Source organism: Rossellomorea sp. DUT-2 (assembly GCF_052665285.1).
The window spans coordinates 194,730-215,091 of sequence record NZ_JBQPEO010000005.1 but is presented as its reverse complement, the minus strand read 5'-3'; the positions used below and the strand labels follow the sequence as shown (position 1 = coordinate 215,091).

Sequence of the window (20,362 nt, the reverse complement as noted above, 5' to 3'; positions counted from 1 at the left end):
TCCCCCTGCTCTGTTCTATATATTTGGTTGAAGCCGTTTAATGATCCAATGTCTTTCCGTAACTGATCTGTTCATTTTTACTTTCATCAATTCCATATTTCTTATCGATTCCATCGCTCACCTTCGCATTTATGTAGAGTAAGATGATGAAAATGACAATCGACCCCTGGGCACCCATAAAGTAGTGAAACGGGAAGCCATTGAGCGTGATCGTTGACAGGCTTTCGGCAAACAGCACGACCCCAAAGGAAGAGGCGAGCCAAATCACTAAATAAATTGCCATATAACGGTTTTTTTCTTTAAAATACTGATCCGCTTTTGCTCTATCGATTTTCTTCATTTAAGTAACCCCTTTTCAAGCTCATTATTTTAAACTGAAAATAAATTTCACGGTCTCAAAAAACGGAATCGGGACCATGGCGATTTGAAAAATAAAGTAAATGAATAAAGACAAGAATGGAATGGTTAAGAAGAAAGCCCGTTTCTTTCTTATTGCAAGAAAAATACTTCCCCCTGTTATGAGTAAAATCGCGATGAAGTAAAGCAACGTTTCACCTCCTGATTATGTAAGCGTCTCCTTAATCACACGACCTCCCGTTAATAAAGATTAAATTTTCTGAAATTTTATTCATGCCCTCATTATCTTTATAGGAAAAAGCCTGGTCAATAAAGAAAAAACGACAAATCTCCATTTGATCTTTCTCTTAATTAAAGAATCATTTTATTAAAATAAAGATATGAAAGAATGTGTTAACACGATTAAACAAATCAGATATGTAAATACTTTTCCAGTAAAATAATCCCTTTGTCGAATTTCCGAGGAAATTTTTTTGGGGGATGAGGCGACAATTGGAATAGATCTGAAAACAAAAAAACTGACCGGAAATCACCGGTCAGCTTTCTTCATCTATATGATTATTCTTCGTCTTTTACGTCAGAGCCATTATCGGCTGCGTCGTCTTTTTGATCAGCATTTTCTTGTTTAGGCTTTTGCTCAGCTTCCGGTTTTTCTTCAGCTGCATCGTCAGCACCGTTTTCTTCAGTTGCTTTATCTTCTGTTGCTTTGTCTTCTGTTGCTTTGTCTTCGCTAGCTTGATCTTCAACTGCGTTTTCCTGTGCAGCTTCAGCATCCGGCTGTTCACCTGAAACCTTCTTGTCTTCTAATTGCGCTTCTTGAAGTGTCGCAAGGGACTTATTGAAGTACTCCAGTGGATTCACTGCTACATTTGCTTTACGAATTTCAAAATGTACGTGAACGCCAGCTTCTTCATTGAATAAGCTCTTACCTGCTTTAGCGATAGCTTGTCCTTGATCGACTACATCTCCAACCGCGACTTCAAAGTCTTTAACAGATTGATAACGAGTAACGATTCCTTTGCTGTGCTCGATCTCAATCGTGTTACCAAGTAGGGAATCTTCTTGAACCTTTGTAACTGTACCGCTCATGGCAGCCAGAACATCGAATTCTTTACCATCTTTAGAGATGTCGACTCCTTGGTTCGGATAATACATGTTACCATAAACGACTAGGGCTGCTTCCTGTTCTTCCGCTGAAGCTTCAGTATCGTAGAATTGTTTTTCGATGACTGTGTCCTCAGGGCTTGCAACAGGCATTACAAAGTTTTCTAATGAACGATTGACTTCTTCTGCAGGCTGGTTGAACTCATTGTCAGTAGGAACTCCATCATAGCTGTAATCCTTGGCTTTCTCGTTTACATCATTTCCTGCCTGGTACCACAGAATCCCCGTGATAATGATTGCTGCACTTGCTAAATAGATTGCTGGGTATGCCCAACGTCTTTTCAAAAAGTTTTGAGAAGGTTGTTTCTTTTCTTCCTCTCTCATTTTCATCACCTCAGCAATCATTCTGAACAGAATTCAGAAAATATATACACATTAAGAAAAAATTTTTTAATTCTTATCTTTCGACAAAGGGATGGAAAATATGTATGATTTTAAAAATAAGATGAAATTTTTCTTTTTATGAAGCGCTTTTGGTATTTTCACAGAGACAGTAGTAGTTGATTTCCGCTTCAGGCGCTCGCTTTCCGCGGGGCGTGAGTTGAGCCTCCTCGGGCTTTGCCCTGTGGGGTCTCAACTTTCCCGCTATTCCCGCAGGAGTCGAGCGCCTTCCGCTACAATCCACTTTCTTAGATTCGTTTTTATTACACAGCCATTAAAATAACAATCTAAAGATCTGATCAAATGATTGATTTATGATAAAGAAATCACAGCCCTTCATGATACAATATAACAAAACAGAAAGGACGAGCTGCATATGAAGAAGTTGCTTACGTATGGGCTGACAGCTGCGCCTTTTCTCTATATGATTCTTATTTGGATTATGTCCAGTAATCCCGATGATGCCGTCATTCGTTTTCCTGATAATCAGTTGGATCGTTTTATTAAAGAATCTCTCCATTTAATCGAATTCGGTATTTTATATGGATTATTTGTCGTTGCTCTGTTGGCACATGGAAAGCTTCGGTTCACTTTGAATTTTACCGCTGCGTTAATTGCGGTCTTTTATGGGTTTGTGGATGAGATTCATCAATCCTTCGTTCCGTATCGGTCGGCAACGATGATTGACGCCGCTAAGGATTTGATCGGGGTCACTGTCCTTTTTTGGATTGTGAACCGGACTTATTTTAAAAAGCCTGATCATCCATTAACGAGAAAAATGAAGACGTTTGAAGCCTATTTAAAAAAGGATTGAGTCTGGTCATCTTGACCTTATAGACTCAATCCTTTTTATTTATCTTTGTGCTGTTACTTTCTGCAGCAGTTTATCTGACTCTGTTATTTTGACGCCTTTATAGTAATGCGTGACGATGTCTTGATAATCCTTGCCTTCTTTCGCCATTCCGTTTGCTCCGTATTGGCTCATACCGACTCCGTGGCCATATCCTTTCGTGGCGATGACGATATGATCATCCTTCAGGTACCAGGTGAAGTCTGAGGATCTCAGTTCTAACTTCTCTCTTATCTCACGGCCGGAGAATCCTTTGCCGTTTATTTCAACACTTGCTACCCTTTTGCCTTCTGTTCTTGACGTGATCGTTCCTACCGAGCCATCCTTTGGCAGGGTTACGCCCAGTTTCTGCTCGAACTCTTTGATCGGGATAACCTTTTGATCTTCGAATCTAGGTGACGCCGAGTCCCATGGGCTTTCAACACTTCTTAAATATGGATATTCATTCGGCCAATAAGCCTCAGAGTTTTCTGTGTAACCATTGCTCGTTGAGAAAAAGGCTGCCGTAATGGGCTTGCCATCATAGGTCAGCACCTGCCCCATCGTTTCAAGCACCGCATCGGATATTTTCTTGATCTTCCAGTCATAGTCGGCACCCCAGAGGCCAGCAAGCTCCTTCTGGTTCTTATATACCTGATGAGAGACCGTATCCGTCACATCGGCACCCTTCGGAACAGTGGAGTCCTCAAGTAAAAGCTGATTCACAATATACGTCCTTGCAGCCAGTGCTTGAGCTTTTAATGCTTCCTTTTCAAAATCTGCAGGCATTTCACCAGCCACTACCCCTACTACATACTGCTCCAAAGGAAGTTTCTCGATCAAGTCCTGGTTGGAGCGATAAACCGCTACCTCAACCGAGTTCGCCAGCTCTTCAACGGATGGCGGATTTTTTAGTTTTTCGTCTAAGTTTGCCGTTTCCTTTTCTGATGAAAATGGGAGCACGAGAAGAGTAGGTACAATAAAAATGATGCTGATAAAGATTGAGAAGATGATCAGTACTGGTTTCAAATGCTTCATGTTCGCGGCCTCCAATGAAAGATTAAATAGGAGAATGTCCTAGCACACTTCTCCACTCTCTATCATATGTATGGTAGTGGACAAGCAATTATGAATATTTTAAGAGTGATTTTGACGGAAGAAGATGTTTGGGATAGGTGAATTTTGAATAAGGAATGTAGTGTGTTGGTGAGCCGATGCATTTTTGAAAATAAAAGTGAAATTTTGAAAACAAATACTCCATAATTGAAAATAAACGACGTTTTATCTCATTTTCAACCTCATCCTACACGTCTCAAGCTATCTTTCTACCTATTTTGTCGATATTTCAAGTTTGGCCATGGCAAATCTAGCGGTTTTTGCTGAAAATCCAGCCGCTTTCGAATATAATCCGGCCATTTTCACGAAAAATCCAGCCGTTCCTGACAATCATCCAGCCGAAATCAACAATAATTCAGCCGATTTACTTATTTTACCAAAAAAGCCAGAACTATAACTCCGTGCCTAACTCTCACCCCAAACAAAAAAGGCAAGCTCTTCTATAAAAGAAAAGCTCACCTTTTTATCTAATACTTACGCATCCTTAATCATGTCTTGCTCAGAAACAGGTGTTTCTTCCACTTCTTTCACACGCTCGATATCGGCACCTAAGCCTGCAAGCTTTTGATGGAAGTTCACATATCCACGATCTAAATGCTTCAGTTCTGTCACTCGAGTGTAACCATCCGCTACCAGACCTGCGATCGAAAGAGCTGCTGCTGCACGTAAATCCGTTGCAGCCACTTCTGCTCCTTGAAGAGGCGTTGGTCCGTTCATGATTACAGAGCGGCCTTCAATCTTAATGTCTGCTCCCATACGACGGAATTCTTCAGCATGCATGAAACGATTTTCGAATACTGTTTCAGTGATGACGCTTGTGCCGTCAGCTGCTAAAAGTAATGCCATCATTTGAGATTGCATATCTGTTGGGAAACCAGGATGAGGCATTGTTTTGATATCGACAGATTTTAATTTCTCCGGTCCGATGACACGAAGACCTTCTTCTTCATCGATGATCGTAACGCCCATTTCTTCCATCTTGGCAACTAATGAAGATAAGTGTTCTGGAATCGCACCCTTTACAAGGACATCGCCCTGAGTAATGGCAGCGGCAACCATGAATGTTCCCGCTTCGATACGGTCTGGAATGATGCTATGCTCAACACCGTATAGACGGTCTACACCTTCGATACGGATCGTTCCAGTACCTGCACCTACAACGCTTCCTCCCATTTTGTTCAGGAAGTTCGCCAAGTCGACGATTTCAGGCTCTTTTGCGACGTTTTCAAGGATGGTTGTTCCTTCTGCAAGAACGGCAGCCATCATAATGTTTTCTGTTGCCCCAACGCTTGGGAAGTCCAGATAAACCTTGGCACCTTTCAGTCTTCCGTCTACTTCAGCTTCGATAAAACCATTTCCTACCTTCACTTTTGCTCCCATTGCTTCGAAGCCTTTTAAGTGTTGGTCAATCGGTCTTGATCCAATGGCACATCCACCAGGAAGCGCAACACGTGCTTTACCTGTACGTCCAAGTAATGATCCCATAACAAGAACGGATGCACGCATTTTTCGAACATATTCGAACGGTGCTTCTACAAACAACTCTCTTGATGCATTCACGATGACTTCACCATGGTTAAACTCTACATCTGTATTTAAATGACGTAATACTTCGTTAATCGTATATACATCGGAGAGTGGTGGTACATTTTTAATGACACTTTTTCCTTCACTTGCTAATAATGTAGCAGCGATGACTGGTAAAACGGCATTCTTTGCTCCTTCAACTTGCACTGTACCGCTTAAACGCTGACCGCCGCGGACGATAATTTTTTCCAAGAGTATTCCCCTCCGCGTCCAATTTCTCTATATTAATATTCAATAATTAGGATGGGTGTGCCAATCACAAAGGTTGTCTTAGCGCCCATTCCGCTTTTCCGTAGACCTAGTTGTATATTCATATCATCATTTTTTGTTGGTATAGTCCGTGACATTTGTTCCGAGTAAGCTGAAATGGAATAAAAGTCTTCTTCTTTAAGTGATTCCAGTTCTTTTGCGTCTAATTTCGACATTAATTCGACAGCCTGATTCGACAAAACTTTCTCAAGCTTATCATTGAATTCGCCTTTTATACAAGAGAAAATCATAGGTTTAGTAGTGAAAATGATTTCCATATTTGGGATAAATTCTGTCTTGATATAATGCTTCGTCTTTTCTCCCAACGCTTTCTGATCTCCGCGCATTTCATACATACTATACGAAACGGACTGCTTGTTTGTGAGGGTATGCTGCAACTTAATGGTTTCTTCCCCGTGAGACGTCTGACGTTGTCCCACAACCATTACTTCTTCAGCTGATTTCTTCGTCACCCACTTAAAATCAGAAAATCTTTCTTGCATAGTAGTACTATATTTGGCAAACCCTTTATTCGTGAAGCTTTTTTTGTTTTCTCTTGCATATAGAGACCATTCAGTTATCTGACCTTGAGAATGTACAATGGCTTGGTCAAGCTTTTCAATGTCTAATAAATGATTGGCTTCGATAGTGTTGTTCCCATTAATAACAGGAAGAAAACCTAATCCAACAAAAAAGATTAAAATAATGTAAAAATACCGAGTCATTTTCCATTCCTCCCCTTACCTAAAAGTCTGTCCGAATAGGAGAAGAACATACTTGAAAATTGTCGTCATCTTTTTACAAATATTGAGTTGTCGGAAGGCTGTTACATGAAAGCGTTTCATATTGAAACTTTTTCACAAAGGAACGAGCACAAAATTAATCTTACTTAAAACAGGCCCTGATGAAAACATGCAGGAAGACCTATTTTTTGTCAGAAGCTCTATTTATTCAAAGAAAACAGGCAAGCTTTGAGACCACAGGTAGTAATCCAGTAAAAATCGGCTTACGGCCGAGCCGATTGCGATCGTTAGTAGGATATACAATAGTCTCCCTTGAGCGACTCGATTTTTCTTGAGGAGCTTGTCTAACTGGATGGATTGCAAAGACCAAAATGTGATCCCGAATATAAATAGATGCACGAGCATGCTGATCAGGGCCTGCTGGCCAAAGCTCTCTATCACTCTTCTCACTCCTAATAATCATTTCGACGCACAAAGTCCATTTTACCACATAATTCTGTAACGATATATGGAATTTACAAAATTTTTAGTTGAGTTGCGTGTTGAATTTTTTTCACACAGAGGTCCGTCCCTCTATTCAAAAAAACCACCCTTCCACAAGGAAAGGGTGGTTTTTGGTGTTTATATTAGAAGTTACGTTCGGAAACGTTAATTCTGTTCATGGCACGCTTTAGAGCGAGTTCGGCACGACGGAAGTCTACGTCGTCGCGTTGTGCCTGCATGCGGTCTTCTGCGCGGCCTTTTGCTTCTTTAGCGCGTTGTACATCGATAGCTTCTGCTGTTTCAGCAGACTGTGCTAGAATTGTCACTTGTTCAGGACGTACTTCTAAGAATCCGCCACTGACAGCTACAAGCTCAGTGTTGCCACCTTTTTTCAGGCGAACCGCACCGATTTGTAGTGGAGCAACCATCGGAATGTGTCCAGGTAAGATTCCAAGCTCACCGCTTTGAGCTTTCGTGCTCACCATTTCCACTTCTGAATCGTACACTGGGCCATCGGGAGTGACAATATTGACTTTTAATGTCTTCATTTTCTTCCCTCCTGGTCCCTAATTATACCTCTACGCCCATTTCTTTAGCTGCTGCTAATACATCCTCAATCGGACCTACTAGACGGAACGCATCTTCAGGAATGTGATCGTATTTACCGTCAAGGATATCTTTGAATCCTTTAACCGTGTCTTTCACTTCAACGTAAGAACCTTTTTGTCCAGTGAACTGTTCTGCAACGTGGAAGTTTTGAGATAAGAAGAATTGTACACGACGAGCGCGGTGTACCGTCAGCTTATCATCATCAGAAAGCTCATCCATACCAAGGATCGCAATGATATCTTGAAGTTCTTTATAACGCTGTAATGTTTGTTGAACATTACGAGCGATGCTGTAGTGTTCTTCTCCTACGATTTCCGGAGAAAGAGCACGGGAAGTTGATGCCAATGGATCTACCGCAGGATAGATACCCATTTCAGAAAGCTTACGCTCAAGGTTCGTTGTTGCATCCAAGTGAGCGAAAGTTGTCGCAGGAGCTGGATCCGTGTAGTCATCGGCAGGTACATAGATCGCTTGGATCGATGTTACAGAACCTACGTTAGTTGAGGTGATACGCTCTTGCAATTGGCCCATTTCAGTAGCAAGTGTCGGCTGGTAACCAACGGCAGATGGCATACGGCCTAGTAGGGCAGAAACCTCTGAACCTGCTTGCGTGAAACGGAAGATGTTATCGATGAACAGAAGTACGTCTTGACCTTGCTCATCACGGAAGTATTCAGCCATTGTAAGACCCGTCAAGGCTACACGCATACGCGCACCTGGCGGCTCGTTCATTTGTCCGAATACCATCGCTGTTTTCTTGATAACGCCAGAGTCGCTCATCTCGTGGTAAAGGTCATTACCTTCACGAGTACGCTCTCCAACACCGGCGAATACAGAGATACCTCCGTGCTCTTGAGCGATGTTGTTGATAAGCTCCTGGATTAATACGGTTTTACCAACACCGGCACCACCGAATAGACCGATCTTACCACCCTTGATGTAAGGAGCAAGTAAGTCTACTACTTTAATACCTGTTTCCAGAATCTCAACTTCTGTAGAAAGCTGATCAAATGTAGGTGCTTGTCTATGAATTGGATCACGACGGATACCTGCTGCAAGAGGCTCGTCTAAATCGATTGATTCACCTAGAACGTTGAATACACGACCTAATGTGATATCCCCTACTGGTACAGAGATTGGTGCTCCTGTATCAAGCACGTCAGCTCCACGTTGTAAACCATCTGTGGAAGCCATCGCGATTGTACGTACAGAATCATCACCTAGGTGAAGGGCAACCTCTAATGTAAGTTCAGCTCTATCTGCAATTTGGACCTTTAATGAGTTGTAGATATCAGGAAGTTGGCCATTAGCGAACTTGACATCGACAACTGGACCCATTACTTGAAGAACGTGTCCTTTGTTCATCTCTTTCCCTCCTAACTAGCTTTTGACGACAAAACTATGTTGTAATCCGGCTGACCCGGAATGTCATTTCTATTCGAGTGCTGCTGCCCCGCCGACGATTTCCGTGATTTCTTGGGTAATCGCTGCTTGACGCGCACGGTTATAAGAAAGTGTAAGGCTGTTAATGATTTCTTTCGCATTGTCTGTTGCGTTTCTCATTGCTGTCATACGGGCCGCGTGTTCACTGGCTTTACCATCAAGTAACGCTCCGTAAATCAAGCTTTCAGCATATTGAGGGAGCAACACTTCCAAAATTTCTTCAGCATTAGGCTCAAACTCATAAGAAGTTAGTTTCGATGAAGAAGAATCAAGCTCCGTTAAAGGAAGAACCTTCTTCTCGGTAACATCTTGTTGAATGGCACTGACATAGTGGTTGTAGTACATGTAAAGCTCATCAAAAGCACCATCTGAGAACATGCTGACTGCTTTGTTGGCAATGTCTTTAATGTCTGCAAAGTTTGGCTGATCTGGTAGCCCTACAATACCTTCCACTACATTATCGCCTCGTTTTTGGAAGAAATCCCTTCCAATACGACCTAACGCAATAATGGCGTATTCATCTTGAGAGCTGTGACGCTCTTTAATCGCATTACTTACAGCACGTATGACGCTCGAGTTATAAGCCCCCGCCAAACCGCGGTCAGATGTAATGACCAAGTAGCCGGTTTTTTTTACGGGGCGGGAGACTAGCATCGGATGCGTTACATCTGTGCTACCAAGGGAAATGGAAGTAACGACTTCCTGAATTTTCTCCATGTAAGGGACGAAGGCTTTCGCATTCGTTTCAGCACGGTTCAATTTAGAGGCAGAGACCATTTCCATTGCTTTCGTAATTTGACTGGTTTTCTTCGTAGATGTAATACGAGTTTTTATGTCGCGTAACGATGCCACTGGTTCTCACCACCCTTTTAAAATGTTAGTCATATTCACTAGAACCAACTAAATAATAGAATAATCAGCCGGTGTCATCAGAATGAACACCGACATCATATAAAATTACTCAGACTTTACAAATGTCTTCTTGAATTCGTTGATCGCAGCTTTCATTGCATCGTCTTCAGGAAGACCTTTTGTTGTGCGGATATGGTCTAACAGTTCTGTATGGTTGTGATCTAACCAGCTTAGGAATTCACCTTCGAAACGACGAATATCTGTTACTGGAATATCATCTAAATGACCTTTTGTTAATGAATAGAAGATCATAACTTGTTTTTCAACATTAAGTGGTTTGTTAAGATCCTGCTTCAGTACTTCAACAGTACGGGCTCCACGGTTCAGTTTCGCTTGTGTCGCTTTATCAAGATCTGATCCGAACTGAGCAAATGCTTCAAGTTCACGGTATGCGGCTAAGTCAAGACGCAGTGTACCGGAAACCTTTTTCATCGCTTTGATTTGTGCGGATCCACCAACACGTGATACGGAAAGACCTGCATTGATCGCCGGACGAACACCGGAGAAGAATAGGTCAGATTGTAAGAAAATCTGTCCGTCAGTGATGGAGATAACGTTTGTTGGAATGTAAGCGGAGATATCTCCTGCTTGTGTTTCAACGAATGGTAATGCTGTGATGGAACCTCCACCTTTTGCATCACTTAATTTCGCTGCACGCTCAAGTAAACGAGAGTGTAAGTAGAATACGTCACCAGGGAATGCTTCACGGCCTGGAGGACGACGTAATAATAATGAAAGCTCACGGTAAGCCGAAGCTTGCTTAGAAAGATCATCATATACAACAAGAACGTGCTTGCCGCTATGCATGAATTCTTCACCCATAGTGATACCAGCGTATGGTGCTAAGAATAGCATTGGAGCTGGTGAAGCAGCTGATGCCGTTACGACGATTGTGTAATCAAGGGCACCGTGCTTACGAAGCGTTTCAACTGCATTACGAACCGTTGATTCTTTTTGTCCGATCGCAACATAGATACAGATCATGTCTTGATCTTTTTGGTTTAGGATCGAATCGATCGCAACAGATGTTTTACCTGTTTGACGGTCTCCGATGATTAACTCACGTTGACCACGACCGATTGGAACTAGAGCGTCGATCGCTTTGATACCAGTTTGAAGTGGCTCGTGTACGGATTTACGATCCATAACACCAGGTGCTCCGCCTTCAATTGGACGTGTTTTTGTTGTCGCAATTGGACCTAATCCATCAACTGGTTGTCCAAGTGAGTTTACAACACGACCTACTAATTCCTGTCCTACTGGAACTTCCATGATACGTCCAGTACGACGAACCTCATCGCCTTCACGAATGTCTTTAAATGGTCCGAGAATGATGATACCTACGTTGTTTTCCTCTAAGTTTTGCGCCATACCCATGACACCGTTAGAAAATTCAACTAGCTCTCCAGCCATGACATTGTCGAGGCCATGAGCACGAGCGATACCGTCACCGATTTGGATAACTGTACCTACATCGCTTACTTTCATCTCAGACTGATAGTTTTCAATTTGCTTTTTTATCAGCGCGCTGATTTCTTCCGCCTTGATGCTCATGAATTTCACCCCTCATTTATACGAAAGTTAACGAACAAGTTCACGCTCAAGACGATCCAACTTGCCAGCAAGTGTTCCGTCATAAATACGGTTGCCGATACGGACCTTAAGTCCCCCAAGTATGTTCTCGTCTATCACATTCTCAATTCTTAATGATTGTTTCCCAATTCTCTTAGCAAAAGAAGCTGAGATTGCTGTCTTCTCATCCTCTGTTAAAGCACGTACAGAGTACACCTTTGCTTCTGCGATTCCTCTAGCTTCATTAGAAAGCTCGATGAATGCATCGACAACGCCCACTACCTGATCTTCACGATGACGATCAGTCATAAGAAGCAGTGTATTCAATACTGGTACTGAAACAGATGAGAACGCTTCTTTCAACATGTCTTTCTTCTTATCCGTCGAAAACTTCGGATTTTCCAAAAGAACGCTTAATTCTTTATTTTGGATAAAAACGGATTTCACTGTACGAAGCTCTTGTTCAATCGCTTCTAATTGATTCTGTTCTTTGGCAATATCGAAAAGAGCTAACGCATAGCGTTTTGCGACTGTAGAGTAGCTCATCGCTCTTCTCCTGCCTCTTTAATATAATCGTTGATCAGCTTCTGTTGATCTTGAACAGAAAGTTCTTTTTCAATCACTTTCGATGCAATCAGAACAGATAGTGAAGCAACCTGCTCGCGTAATGCTGCCATCGCTTGTTCTTTCTGCGTCTCGATTTCACGTTTCGCAGATTCTTTCAAGCGCTCAGATTCCTGACGAGCGGCAATGATGATTTGTTCACGTTGCTCATCGCCTTGCTTCTTAGAGTTCTCGATCATCGCTTGCGCTTCTTGACGAGCCTCTTTTAAAAGTTGACGCTGTTCTTCCAAGCTCTTATTTGCTTCTAGACGGCTTTGTTCTGCCGCTTCTATTTCGCCTGCAATGTGATTCTCACGCTCTTGCATGATGCCCATCAAAGGACCCCAGGCAAACTTCTTCAATAACGCAAGAAGGATAAGGAACATTACAAGCTGGAATACGATATCTCCACCGTTGAAGCCACCAGCTCCAAGGACTAATGCGTTTGTAAGCACGAGGTTTCACTCCCTTCAAGAGTCAATGCCTTCCCTAAAGAAAGCTGTACAATAACGGCAAATGCCGTATCATTCATAGTCATATGTTCATAAGTACTAAACATAAAGGAATGGCGAAGGTTCTTATCGAATGATCTTCGCCATCTTGAACTTTAAACTGCTATTATTGACCCATTACGATGAATGCGATAACTACTGCGATGATAGGAATCGCCTCTACTAACGCAACCCCGATGAACATTGTAGTTTGAAGCATTCCACGAGCTTCCGGTTGACGAGCCATACCTTCTACCGTACGTGAAACAATAAGACCATTACCAATACCTGCACCTAGTGCTGCTAAACCGATTGCAATTGCTGCTGCTAAAAGACCCATTCTGAATTTCCTCCTTTAAATGTATGAAAAATGTTTTGAGTAGTTTTGTTCAATTTTGAACAGGGTATATATTAATGGTCCAGGCTGACTTTGTGAGCCATATAAACCATCGTTAACATAACAAAAATAAATGATTGGATTGCGCCGACAAAGATTGAGAAAGCTTGCCATACAATCGTTGGGATAATGGCACCCAGTAATCCGGCTGCTCCCATGTGTGCGAGGCTTCCTACCAATAAAGTAAGCAGGATTTCCCCAGCGTAGATGTTACCGTAAAGACGAAGACCAAGCGTTAGTGTGTTGGCAAATTCTTCAATGATCTTCAGCGGGAATAAGAACGACATAGGTCTGAAGAAGTCTTTACCGTATTCACCGAAGCCTTTCATCTTGATTGCATAATAGTGCGTTAACACAACGATCATAACCGCCAGGGTCATAGTGATAACTGGATCCGCTGTTGGTGACTTCCACCATAATTCGTGGTCAATGACTACCGAGAACGGAAGTCCTAACATATTCGAAACGAAAATGTACATGAGTAAAGTAAGTCCAAGGAGATGGAAACGACCACCTGTTTTCCAATCCATATTACTTTTCACGATATTTTTGACAAAGTCCATGACCCACTCCATAAAGTTTTGCACTCCTGTTGGTTTCATGGCCAGTCTACGAGTTGACAGAACGGCGATTAGGAAAACAACGGCACTTGCCACTGTGATCATCAGTACGTTCGCCAGGTTAAAAGTTAACCCTAGAAACTCGGCTGTAGGATTTTCATGATGCAATGAAATTCACCTCTCTTCCCCGCTATTTATGAGCTAAAAGCTGCTGAATAAAATAATCTATCATAATGACAAGGTAAATTGTCATTAATCCCATAATGACGCTCAGGAGATGAAAGTGCTCAGGGTATTCCGTTGCAATAATGACTGCAAAGGCCGCACCTGCCATCCTTGAGAAGGTTCCCAATGATCGAACCTTTTGACCAGATTCTACTGCATCACCGAATCGCACGGTTCTCCTCATGATCAGCCAGTGACTAAACAGACTGATGCCTGTCCCCAAAATAAGCCCAAGGAAAATAGACTGATAGGAAGTAAAACCCCAACCGAGGACGTAAAAGGAAAGGAGGAAAAATATGTACTTACGATGCCTGTTAAACAATTGCTGAAGTTCTGGCATACATTAATCTCCCGAATTGAAATGTTGGACTGTACGGAGCATGGTGTAGATTCCTGTTGCGAGCCCAAGGAGTAGTCCAATAATTAAGAAAAGTGGTGTGGTGCTCCATATTCCATCTAACCATCTCCCGCCGAAGATTCCTATTAAGATAGAACCAACAAGCTGGGAAAGAATAGCAGAATACAAGACCATCGATTGATACGGGCGCCGATCATTTTGACGCATTTTTCTCATCTCCACACATGTGATTTAGTGGAAAATCGTTTACACTGTACAAATGATGAAAAACCGTTTCCATACGGGTTCAACCCTTGTGAAAACCTTATCATTTGATACCCTTTGTAAGCATACAATAGGGTATTATCTATGTCAATGCGTTCAAGTTAAAAAGTTCACAACCTATCCACGCGTTTCCATATTGTTCACATTTTTAACACATTTACAGAAAAGCGGAGCCTTATTCCGCAGGTTGCTCACTTTATTAGCAAATCCATAGATTCTACCTTCACATGCCCCTCCATTATATAGAAAATTCTTTTTATGAGTAACCCTTGAATTTAATGTAAATACTTCCAACTAAAATACTATGTAGTTTAATCATTATTAAGATAAAAAAGCCGGATTATCAATTGTCGATAATCCGGCTTTCATTTCTGTTTCAAATTATTTCGTACCGTATAAACGATCTCCTGCGTCCCCTAAACCAGGAACGATGTAGCCTTTTTCATTCAGCTTCTCATCAAGAGCCGCGATGAAGATATCCACGTCAGGGTGCGCTTCCTTGATAGCGTCCACCCCTTCTGGACATGCAACGAGGCACATGAACTTGATGCTTACCGCACCACGCTTCTTTAATGAGTTGATGGCTTCAACGGCAGATCCCCCTGTTGCAAGCATTGGATCGACCAGGATGAAGTCACGCTCTTCCACATCACTTGGAAGCTTTACGTAATATTCAATCGGTTTAAGAGTCTCCGGGTCACGATATAAACCAACATGTCCTACTTTGGCAGCCGGGATCAGTTTAAGGATTCCGTCGACCATTCCCAGTCCTGCTCGCAGAATAGGAACAATCCCTAATTTTTTACCTGCAAGAGTCTTGGCCTTTGCTTTGCTTACTGGTGTTTCCACTTCAATATCCTCTAACGGTAAATCACGGGTGATTTCAAACGCCATCAATGTCGCCACTTCATCAACAAGCTCACGAAATTCCTTCGTACCTGTTTCTTTATCACGAATAAACGTTAATTTGTGTTGGATTAACGGATGATCAAATACATATACTTTGCCCATTCGACTCTCTCCTTTAAATTCGATTTTATGTAAAAATAGTTTGTCTACTTCCTTTACACCTCAGACTATTGTACATAAAAGATAATTTAAGAGCAACATGAGATGGGAAGTGTAATGGAATCGTTAGAATTGATATGAGGGGTGGGGGATCGACGTGTAGGCTGGTGTGAATCTGGTTGGGTATTGGTTAATATTGTTAATCGGCCGGATTAATGCCAGAATCGGCTGGATTTTTTTAAATAGCCGCTGGATTATCCTCTAAATCGGCCGGATTTTAATGGAAATCGGCTGGATTATTGTGAACTACGGCCGGATTCCGGTTCAAGTTGCCCATCACGCTAGTATTTAGAGCTCAAAAATAGATAAATAATCTACTTTTCTACTAAAAAACCTCTCCACCAGGTCCGTCCCTGGCGAAGAGGTCATCATCTATTATCTTTCAGGATATAATTCAAATTTGCTTGTCAGGTCGATGACACGTTTGCGTGCTTCTTCCAGTTTCGCTTCGTCTTCATGGTTGTTAAGAGTCAACGCCATGATGGAAGCAATTTCATCCATATCTTCGAGCCCGAATCCTCTGGACGTAACAGCTGCTGTACCGATACGTACTCCACTTGTTACGAATGGACTTTCCGGATCGAATGGAATCGTGTTTTTGTTAACGGTAATCCCGATTTCATCAAGCACTTTCTCTGCGATTTTACCAGTCAGTCCTAGAGAACGCAGGTCGATTAGCAATAGATGGTTATCAGATCCGCCTGATACAAGATTGATTCCTTCTTTTACAAGACCCTCGCCTAAGCGATTCGCATTGTCGATGATGTTCTGTGCATAGTCTTTAAAAGATTCCTGCAGCGCTTCACCGAAAGCAACAGCTTTAGCCGAGATCACGTGCATAAGCGGGCCACCTTGAATTCCAGGGAAGATAGACTTGTCTATTTTCTTTGCAAATTCTTCTCTGCATAGGATCATGCCGCCACGAGGCCCGCGCAATGTTTTGTGAGTCGTTGTGGTCACAAAGTCTGCATAAGGAACCGGGTTCTGGTGAAGACCAGCCGCGACAAGACCAGCGATATGAGCCATATCCACCATTAGGTAGGCTCCCACTTCGTCTGCAATTTCACGGAATTTAGCGAAATCGATCGCTCTTGGGTAGGCACTTGCCCCCGCTACGATCAGCTTCGGCTTGTGCTCTAACGCTTTTTGTCTAACATCTTCGTAATTGATCAGGTGCTTTTCTTCATCCACACCATACTCTACGAAATTATATTGAATTCCACTGAAGTTTACGGCACTTCCGTGAGTCAGATGTCCACCATGAGATAAGTTCATACCTAGAACTGTGTCCCCTTGTTCAAGGATCGTGAAGTAGACTGCCATATTGGCCTGTGCTCCTGAGTGAGGCTGAACGTTTACGTGTTCTGCTCCAAATAGTTCTTTCGCACGGTCGCGAGCCAGATTCTCTGCTACGTCCACATGCTCACAGCCACCATAATAGCGACGACCTGGGTACCCTTCTGCATACTTATTGGTCAGAACGGAGCCTTGCGCTTCCATAACCGCTTCACTGACAAAGTTTTCAGATGCAATTAACTCGATTTTTGTACGTTGACGCTCTAATTCATCTTGAATCGCTGCATAAATTTCCGGATCTTGCTTGGCAATCTTACTCATACATATCCCCCTTTAATTCATAGGCCCAACTTCGGCGCCTCATTGATTCATTCACTCTCATTCTAACACGATTCAGCAAAACGCGAAATAAAAACCTCTAGTCAAAACGTAATGTTCGTGTTTAGAGCGTATTAGAGGGACGGACCTCGTGTGATGGTGTTCACAAACATCCTCTCCACTCTCCTTCCACACTCCCCAGAGTAGCACTATGACTATCATTGTCGAATGAAGGCGAACATGCGTTGATAGTTTGTGATTCTCTATCCAATCGATCAGTTTTGTCCCTCGCTGCCTTGTAACATAATCATATTCTCCATGCCTTCCTTTATAGTTCGGAATTCACAACCGGATTTAAGGCAACACCGAAATAAAGGTCCGTCCCTCAAATCAGAGGGACGGACCTTTAAATAGAGAATATTATTCGTACACAGCTCTGATTCCACCAATGAGTTTCGGTCTGGTTTTGGCCAGTGTGATGTGGGCTTCGCCTAGGCTTTTCTGTGATACCCGGATCGGGACGGCTACGTGTTTCAGGTGCATGCCGATGAAGGTATCCCCGATGTCGATGCCGGCATCACCTTTGATATGCTCGACCATGACGGGATCTTCAAAGGAATGATACGCTTGGGTGGCCATGGCTCCTCCTGCTTTTCGTACAGGAATGACCGTGACCTCATCCAGTCCTTTTCTTTCAGCAACTTCCCTTTCCAAAACGATGGCACGATTTAAGTGTTCGCAACACTGAAAAGCCAGTGAAATACCATTGGAATCTGCCCATCCTTTTAACTCATCAAAGATCATTTCTGCTACTTCAATGGTTCCCGATGTTCCGATCCGCTCCCCCATCACTTCTGATGTTGAACAACCTACAACAAACACTTGGCCCTTTTTCATCGGAACCTGCTTGCTGAATTCTTGCAGGATCGTTTGCAGTTCTTCCTTCATTTGAGCGATTTCCATGAAATCCACTCCCTATTGTTTGTCTTCGTATGCCGTGATTTTCCCTATACGGTTGGAATGGCGACCACCTTCAAATTCTGTCACCAGCCATTGTTTAGCGATTTCACGGGCAAGGCCAGGTCCAATCACACGTTCACCCATGGCTAACATATTGCTGTCATTGTGCTCACGGGTTGCTTTCGCACTGAACACATCATGTACAAGGGCGCAGCGGATACCCTTGACCTTATTAGCTGAAATGCTCATACCGATTCCCGTTCCACAAATCAGGATGCCGCGATCGAATTCACCGCTGGCAACCTTTTCTGCAACAGGCACTGCATAGTCCGGATAGTCAACGGATGTTCCACACTCACAACCGAAATCCTCATATTCGAGGCCCAGATCTTCTAATAATGATTTGATTTCTTCCCGGATATTTACCCCGCCGTGATCCGATGCAATTGCAATTTTCATAATTAATCCCACTCCCTATAGCCTTTGATACGTTTATTTTGCCACACACTCTTGATTATATAAAGTTTTTCGGATTCTTTTTTGAGGGAATGAGTCGAAAGCCAGCCATCAAAAAAACGGATATGAGGTCCGTCCCTCATATCCGTTTTTTTATAAATGAAAACGCGTAATCGTACTTTTCAGTGATTGTGCCTGCTCTTTGAGATTCAATGCCAACTTCTCTACGTCACCCATTACAGCCGCTTGTTCTTTAGTGGAGGCTGACACTTCTAAAGCCCCTGCCGATGTTTCTTCTGCGATGGCGGCAACTTCCTGGGATTGTTGGGAAGTCAATTGAATGCTGTCCATTTGCTGATCTACAAGGACGGATATATTTTGAACGGCATCCGCTACTTCATGGATCGTTTTCGTCATCGTTTCGATCATGTCATTTGTCTGAGTTCCTTTTTTCACTTCAGAATTTGCCGAATCAACTTGAGTTGTGATTTGTCCAACCACATTTCCAACCTCGGTCTGAATGTTCTTGATGAGGTCCGAAATTCCTTGAACTGCTTTTCCGCTTTCATCTGCCAATTTGCGGACTTCCTCGGCGACAACTGCAAACCCCTTACCGTGCTCACCTGCCCGTGCCGCTTCGATTGAAGCATTTAAGGCGAGAAGATTGGTCTGGTTCGCGATATCCCCGACCAATTGAATGATCTGTTCCACTTTTTTCGCATTGTCTTCCAAGCGCCGGACGGCATCTAAAGAATCTTCATTTCCTCTTGCAAGTCGGCTGATGCCTTCTACCAGGGAATGAATGACTTCCTTGCTCCCTTGAAGCTCCGTCACCATATGCTTGGACATTTGTTCTGATGATTTGGAGTGATTCTGTACTTCCTGTGCGATCCGGATCACATCCTCCACCGATTCAGCCGTCGTTTGAATCGCCATGGCCGAGCTTTCAGCACCTGCTGAAATTTCTGTAATCGTTTTGGAAATGGAGTCCGCTTGAGTGGAAGCAGCTTCTGATGCTCTCGACAGCTCGATCACATTCGAATTTGTTTTAGTAAAATTCTCGTCGATACTCGACACCATGTCGCGCAAATTATGGAGCATGCGATTGAACCCCAATGCGAGTGACCGGATTTCATCATCTGACTTCGGCACCTCCACTTCCACAGCGATGTCCCCTTCAGCCGCTTTTAACGCAGCCTGTTCCAAACGCTGAAGTGGTTTGACGATGAATCCCGCTGCAAAAAAGGCAAGCACACCGGACCAGAACACTCCCATCCCCAGCGTAATGCTCGTAAATAAAAGCTCGTTCATATCCGGTGCAAAAGTAGGTTTGATAAAATAAATAAAAAGTGCACTCGTGGAATACGTCACCACGGCAAGTAGCGTGATAAAGAAGACCAATTTCTTTCTAAGACCCGATTTGTAGCTTCTCTCTTTCCCCATTCTTTCTCTCTCCCTGTCTCAACCCAGCTTTTTAATTAACTCCTCAATCAATGAATCCAACTCTCTGTATGTATGTCTATAGATGTCCACACTTCCCCCATACGGATCCGATACGTCCAAATCTGCAGGATCTTCATGGACAAACTCTTTCAATGTGAAAATTTTGTCCGCCACATGTGGATACTGATCCACAATTGCCCGCTTATGATTCGAAGTCATCGTGAAAATATAGGAAGCCCAATCCAGGTTCTCCCTTGAGAGCGAACTCGATTGGTGTCTATGTATTATATCGTTCTCTTTCAGCACTTCTTTAGTCTGAAATGAAGCATCACTTCCGTCCATGGCAAAAACGCCCGCAGATTTCACTTCAAACCCCTCTGCACCCTTATGCTTCAAAACAGCCTCTGCCATAGGACTCCGGCACGTATTTCCCGTACAAACAAACAAAATATTCATCACGTCATCCTCCTTACAACCT

General features: G+C 42.9%; 24 protein-coding genes. 1 reads left to right on the top strand and 23 read right to left on the bottom strand.

What is annotated here, in order from left to right; all coding sequences use genetic code 11:
• Positions 1-37 precede the first annotated feature (37 nt).
• The 3 genes from ACOSV2_RS18895 to ACOSV2_RS18885 form a co-directional block, all read right to left on the bottom strand.
• Positions 38-340, bottom strand: a complete 303-nt coding sequence (locus tag ACOSV2_RS18895) for a DUF4212 domain-containing protein (protein WP_428976448.1) — start codon at positions 338-340, stop codon at positions 38-40.
• Positions 341-364: 24 nt separating this feature from the next.
• Entirely contained in the window at positions 365-547 is a 183-nt protein-coding gene (locus tag ACOSV2_RS18890) for a hypothetical protein (RefSeq protein WP_397553725.1), read from the bottom strand.
• A 368-nt stretch (positions 548-915) separates the two neighbouring features.
• Positions 916-1,845: a peptidoglycan DD-metalloendopeptidase family protein gene (locus tag ACOSV2_RS18885; protein ID WP_428976447.1), complete on the bottom strand. Its 930-nt coding sequence runs from the start codon at positions 1,843-1,845 to the stop codon at positions 916-918.
• Between the two features lie 433 nt (positions 1,846-2,278).
• Here ACOSV2_RS18885 and ACOSV2_RS18880 point away from each other — a divergent pair, with 433 nt between their 5' ends.
• Complete coding sequence (locus ACOSV2_RS18880; protein ID WP_428976446.1) at positions 2,279-2,716, top strand: VanZ family protein; 438 nt, start codon at positions 2,279-2,281, stop codon at positions 2,714-2,716.
• Positions 2,717-2,755: 39 nt separating this feature from the next.
• Here the strand turns inward: ACOSV2_RS18880 and spoIID are convergent, their stop codons facing one another.
• The 20 genes from spoIID to ACOSV2_RS18780 form a co-directional block, all read right to left on the bottom strand.
• On the bottom strand, positions 2,756-3,769 hold the full coding sequence (gene spoIID / locus ACOSV2_RS18875; RefSeq protein ID WP_428976445.1) for a stage II sporulation protein D: 1,014 nt from the start codon (positions 3,767-3,769) through the stop codon (positions 2,756-2,758).
• Positions 3,770-4,321: 552 nt separating this feature from the next.
• Positions 4,322-5,626, bottom strand: a complete 1,305-nt coding sequence (gene murA / locus ACOSV2_RS18870) for a UDP-N-acetylglucosamine 1-carboxyvinyltransferase (protein WP_113969226.1) — start codon at positions 5,624-5,626, stop codon at positions 4,322-4,324.
• 32 nt (positions 5,627-5,658) lie between these two features.
• Complete coding sequence (locus ACOSV2_RS18865) at positions 5,659-6,408, bottom strand: YwmB family TATA-box binding protein (protein ID WP_428976444.1); 750 nt, start codon at positions 6,406-6,408, stop codon at positions 5,659-5,661.
• Between the two features lie 222 nt (positions 6,409-6,630).
• Positions 6,631-6,867, bottom strand: a complete 237-nt coding sequence (locus tag ACOSV2_RS18860) for a DUF1146 family protein (protein WP_113969228.1) — start codon at positions 6,865-6,867, stop codon at positions 6,631-6,633.
• Positions 6,868-7,052: 185 nt separating this feature from the next.
• A complete protein-coding gene (locus ACOSV2_RS18855) occupies positions 7,053-7,457 on the bottom strand; it encodes a F0F1 ATP synthase subunit epsilon (protein WP_044339984.1) in 405 nt (134 codons plus the stop codon).
• Positions 7,458-7,479: 22 nt separating this feature from the next.
• Positions 7,480-8,883: a F0F1 ATP synthase subunit beta gene (atpD, locus tag ACOSV2_RS18850; RefSeq protein ID WP_113969230.1), complete on the bottom strand. Its 1,404-nt coding sequence runs from the start codon at positions 8,881-8,883 to the stop codon at positions 7,480-7,482.
• 69 nt (positions 8,884-8,952) lie between these two features.
• Complete coding sequence (locus ACOSV2_RS18845; RefSeq protein ID WP_113969231.1) at positions 8,953-9,813, bottom strand: F0F1 ATP synthase subunit gamma; 861 nt, start codon at positions 9,811-9,813, stop codon at positions 8,953-8,955.
• Positions 9,814-9,918: 105 nt separating this feature from the next.
• Positions 9,919-11,427, bottom strand: a complete 1,509-nt coding sequence (atpA, locus tag ACOSV2_RS18840; RefSeq protein ID WP_397553718.1) for a F0F1 ATP synthase subunit alpha — start codon at positions 11,425-11,427, stop codon at positions 9,919-9,921.
• A gap of 27 nt (positions 11,428-11,454) precedes the next feature.
• Entirely contained in the window at positions 11,455-11,991 is a 537-nt protein-coding gene (locus ACOSV2_RS18835) for a F0F1 ATP synthase subunit delta (protein WP_428976443.1), read from the bottom strand.
• The gene (locus ACOSV2_RS18830; RefSeq protein ID WP_397553716.1) at positions 11,988-12,503 is read right to left on the bottom strand and encodes a F0F1 ATP synthase subunit B; all 516 of its coding nucleotides are present in this window, start codon (positions 12,501-12,503) and stop codon (positions 11,988-11,990) included. The genes ACOSV2_RS18835 and ACOSV2_RS18830 overlap by 4 nt, the downstream gene beginning before the upstream one ends.
• Before the next feature lie 163 nt (positions 12,504-12,666).
• Positions 12,667-12,879 (bottom strand): F0F1 ATP synthase subunit C, encoded by a 213-nt coding sequence (gene atpE / locus ACOSV2_RS18825; RefSeq protein WP_044339990.1) that lies wholly within the window; start codon positions 12,877-12,879, stop codon positions 12,667-12,669.
• 71 nt (positions 12,880-12,950) lie between these two features.
• A complete protein-coding gene (atpB, locus tag ACOSV2_RS18820; RefSeq protein ID WP_397553715.1) occupies positions 12,951-13,664 on the bottom strand; it encodes a F0F1 ATP synthase subunit A in 714 nt (237 codons plus the stop codon).
• A 22-nt stretch (positions 13,665-13,686) separates the two neighbouring features.
• Entirely contained in the window at positions 13,687-14,061 is a 375-nt protein-coding gene (locus ACOSV2_RS18815) for an ATP synthase subunit I (protein WP_397553714.1), read from the bottom strand.
• Between the two features lie 3 nt (positions 14,062-14,064).
• Positions 14,065-14,286: an AtpZ/AtpI family protein gene (locus tag ACOSV2_RS18810; RefSeq protein ID WP_113969237.1), complete on the bottom strand. Its 222-nt coding sequence runs from the start codon at positions 14,284-14,286 to the stop codon at positions 14,065-14,067.
• A 438-nt stretch (positions 14,287-14,724) separates the two neighbouring features.
• The gene (gene upp, locus ACOSV2_RS18805) at positions 14,725-15,354 is read right to left on the bottom strand and encodes a uracil phosphoribosyltransferase (protein WP_428976442.1); all 630 of its coding nucleotides are present in this window, start codon (positions 15,352-15,354) and stop codon (positions 14,725-14,727) included.
• Between the two features lie 432 nt (positions 15,355-15,786).
• A complete protein-coding gene (glyA, locus tag ACOSV2_RS18800) occupies positions 15,787-17,028 on the bottom strand; it encodes a serine hydroxymethyltransferase (RefSeq protein WP_113969238.1) in 1,242 nt (413 codons plus the stop codon).
• A gap of 417 nt (positions 17,029-17,445) precedes the next feature.
• Positions 17,446-17,988 carry a TIGR01440 family protein gene (locus ACOSV2_RS18795; RefSeq protein WP_428976441.1) on the bottom strand — a complete coding sequence of 181 codons (543 nt, stop codon included), beginning with the start codon at positions 17,986-17,988 and terminating at the stop codon, positions 17,446-17,448.
• A 12-nt stretch (positions 17,989-18,000) separates the two neighbouring features.
• Complete coding sequence (rpiB, locus tag ACOSV2_RS18790; RefSeq protein ID WP_113969240.1) at positions 18,001-18,444, bottom strand: ribose 5-phosphate isomerase B; 444 nt, start codon at positions 18,442-18,444, stop codon at positions 18,001-18,003.
• 150 nt (positions 18,445-18,594) lie between these two features.
• The gene (locus ACOSV2_RS18785; protein WP_428976440.1) at positions 18,595-19,884 is read right to left on the bottom strand and encodes a methyl-accepting chemotaxis protein; all 1,290 of its coding nucleotides are present in this window, start codon (positions 19,882-19,884) and stop codon (positions 18,595-18,597) included.
• An 18-nt stretch (positions 19,885-19,902) separates the two neighbouring features.
• Positions 19,903-20,340, bottom strand: coding sequence for a low molecular weight protein arginine phosphatase (locus tag ACOSV2_RS18780; protein WP_428976439.1), 438 nt, complete (start codon positions 20,338-20,340; stop codon positions 19,903-19,905).
• Positions 20,341-20,362 lie beyond the last annotated feature (22 nt).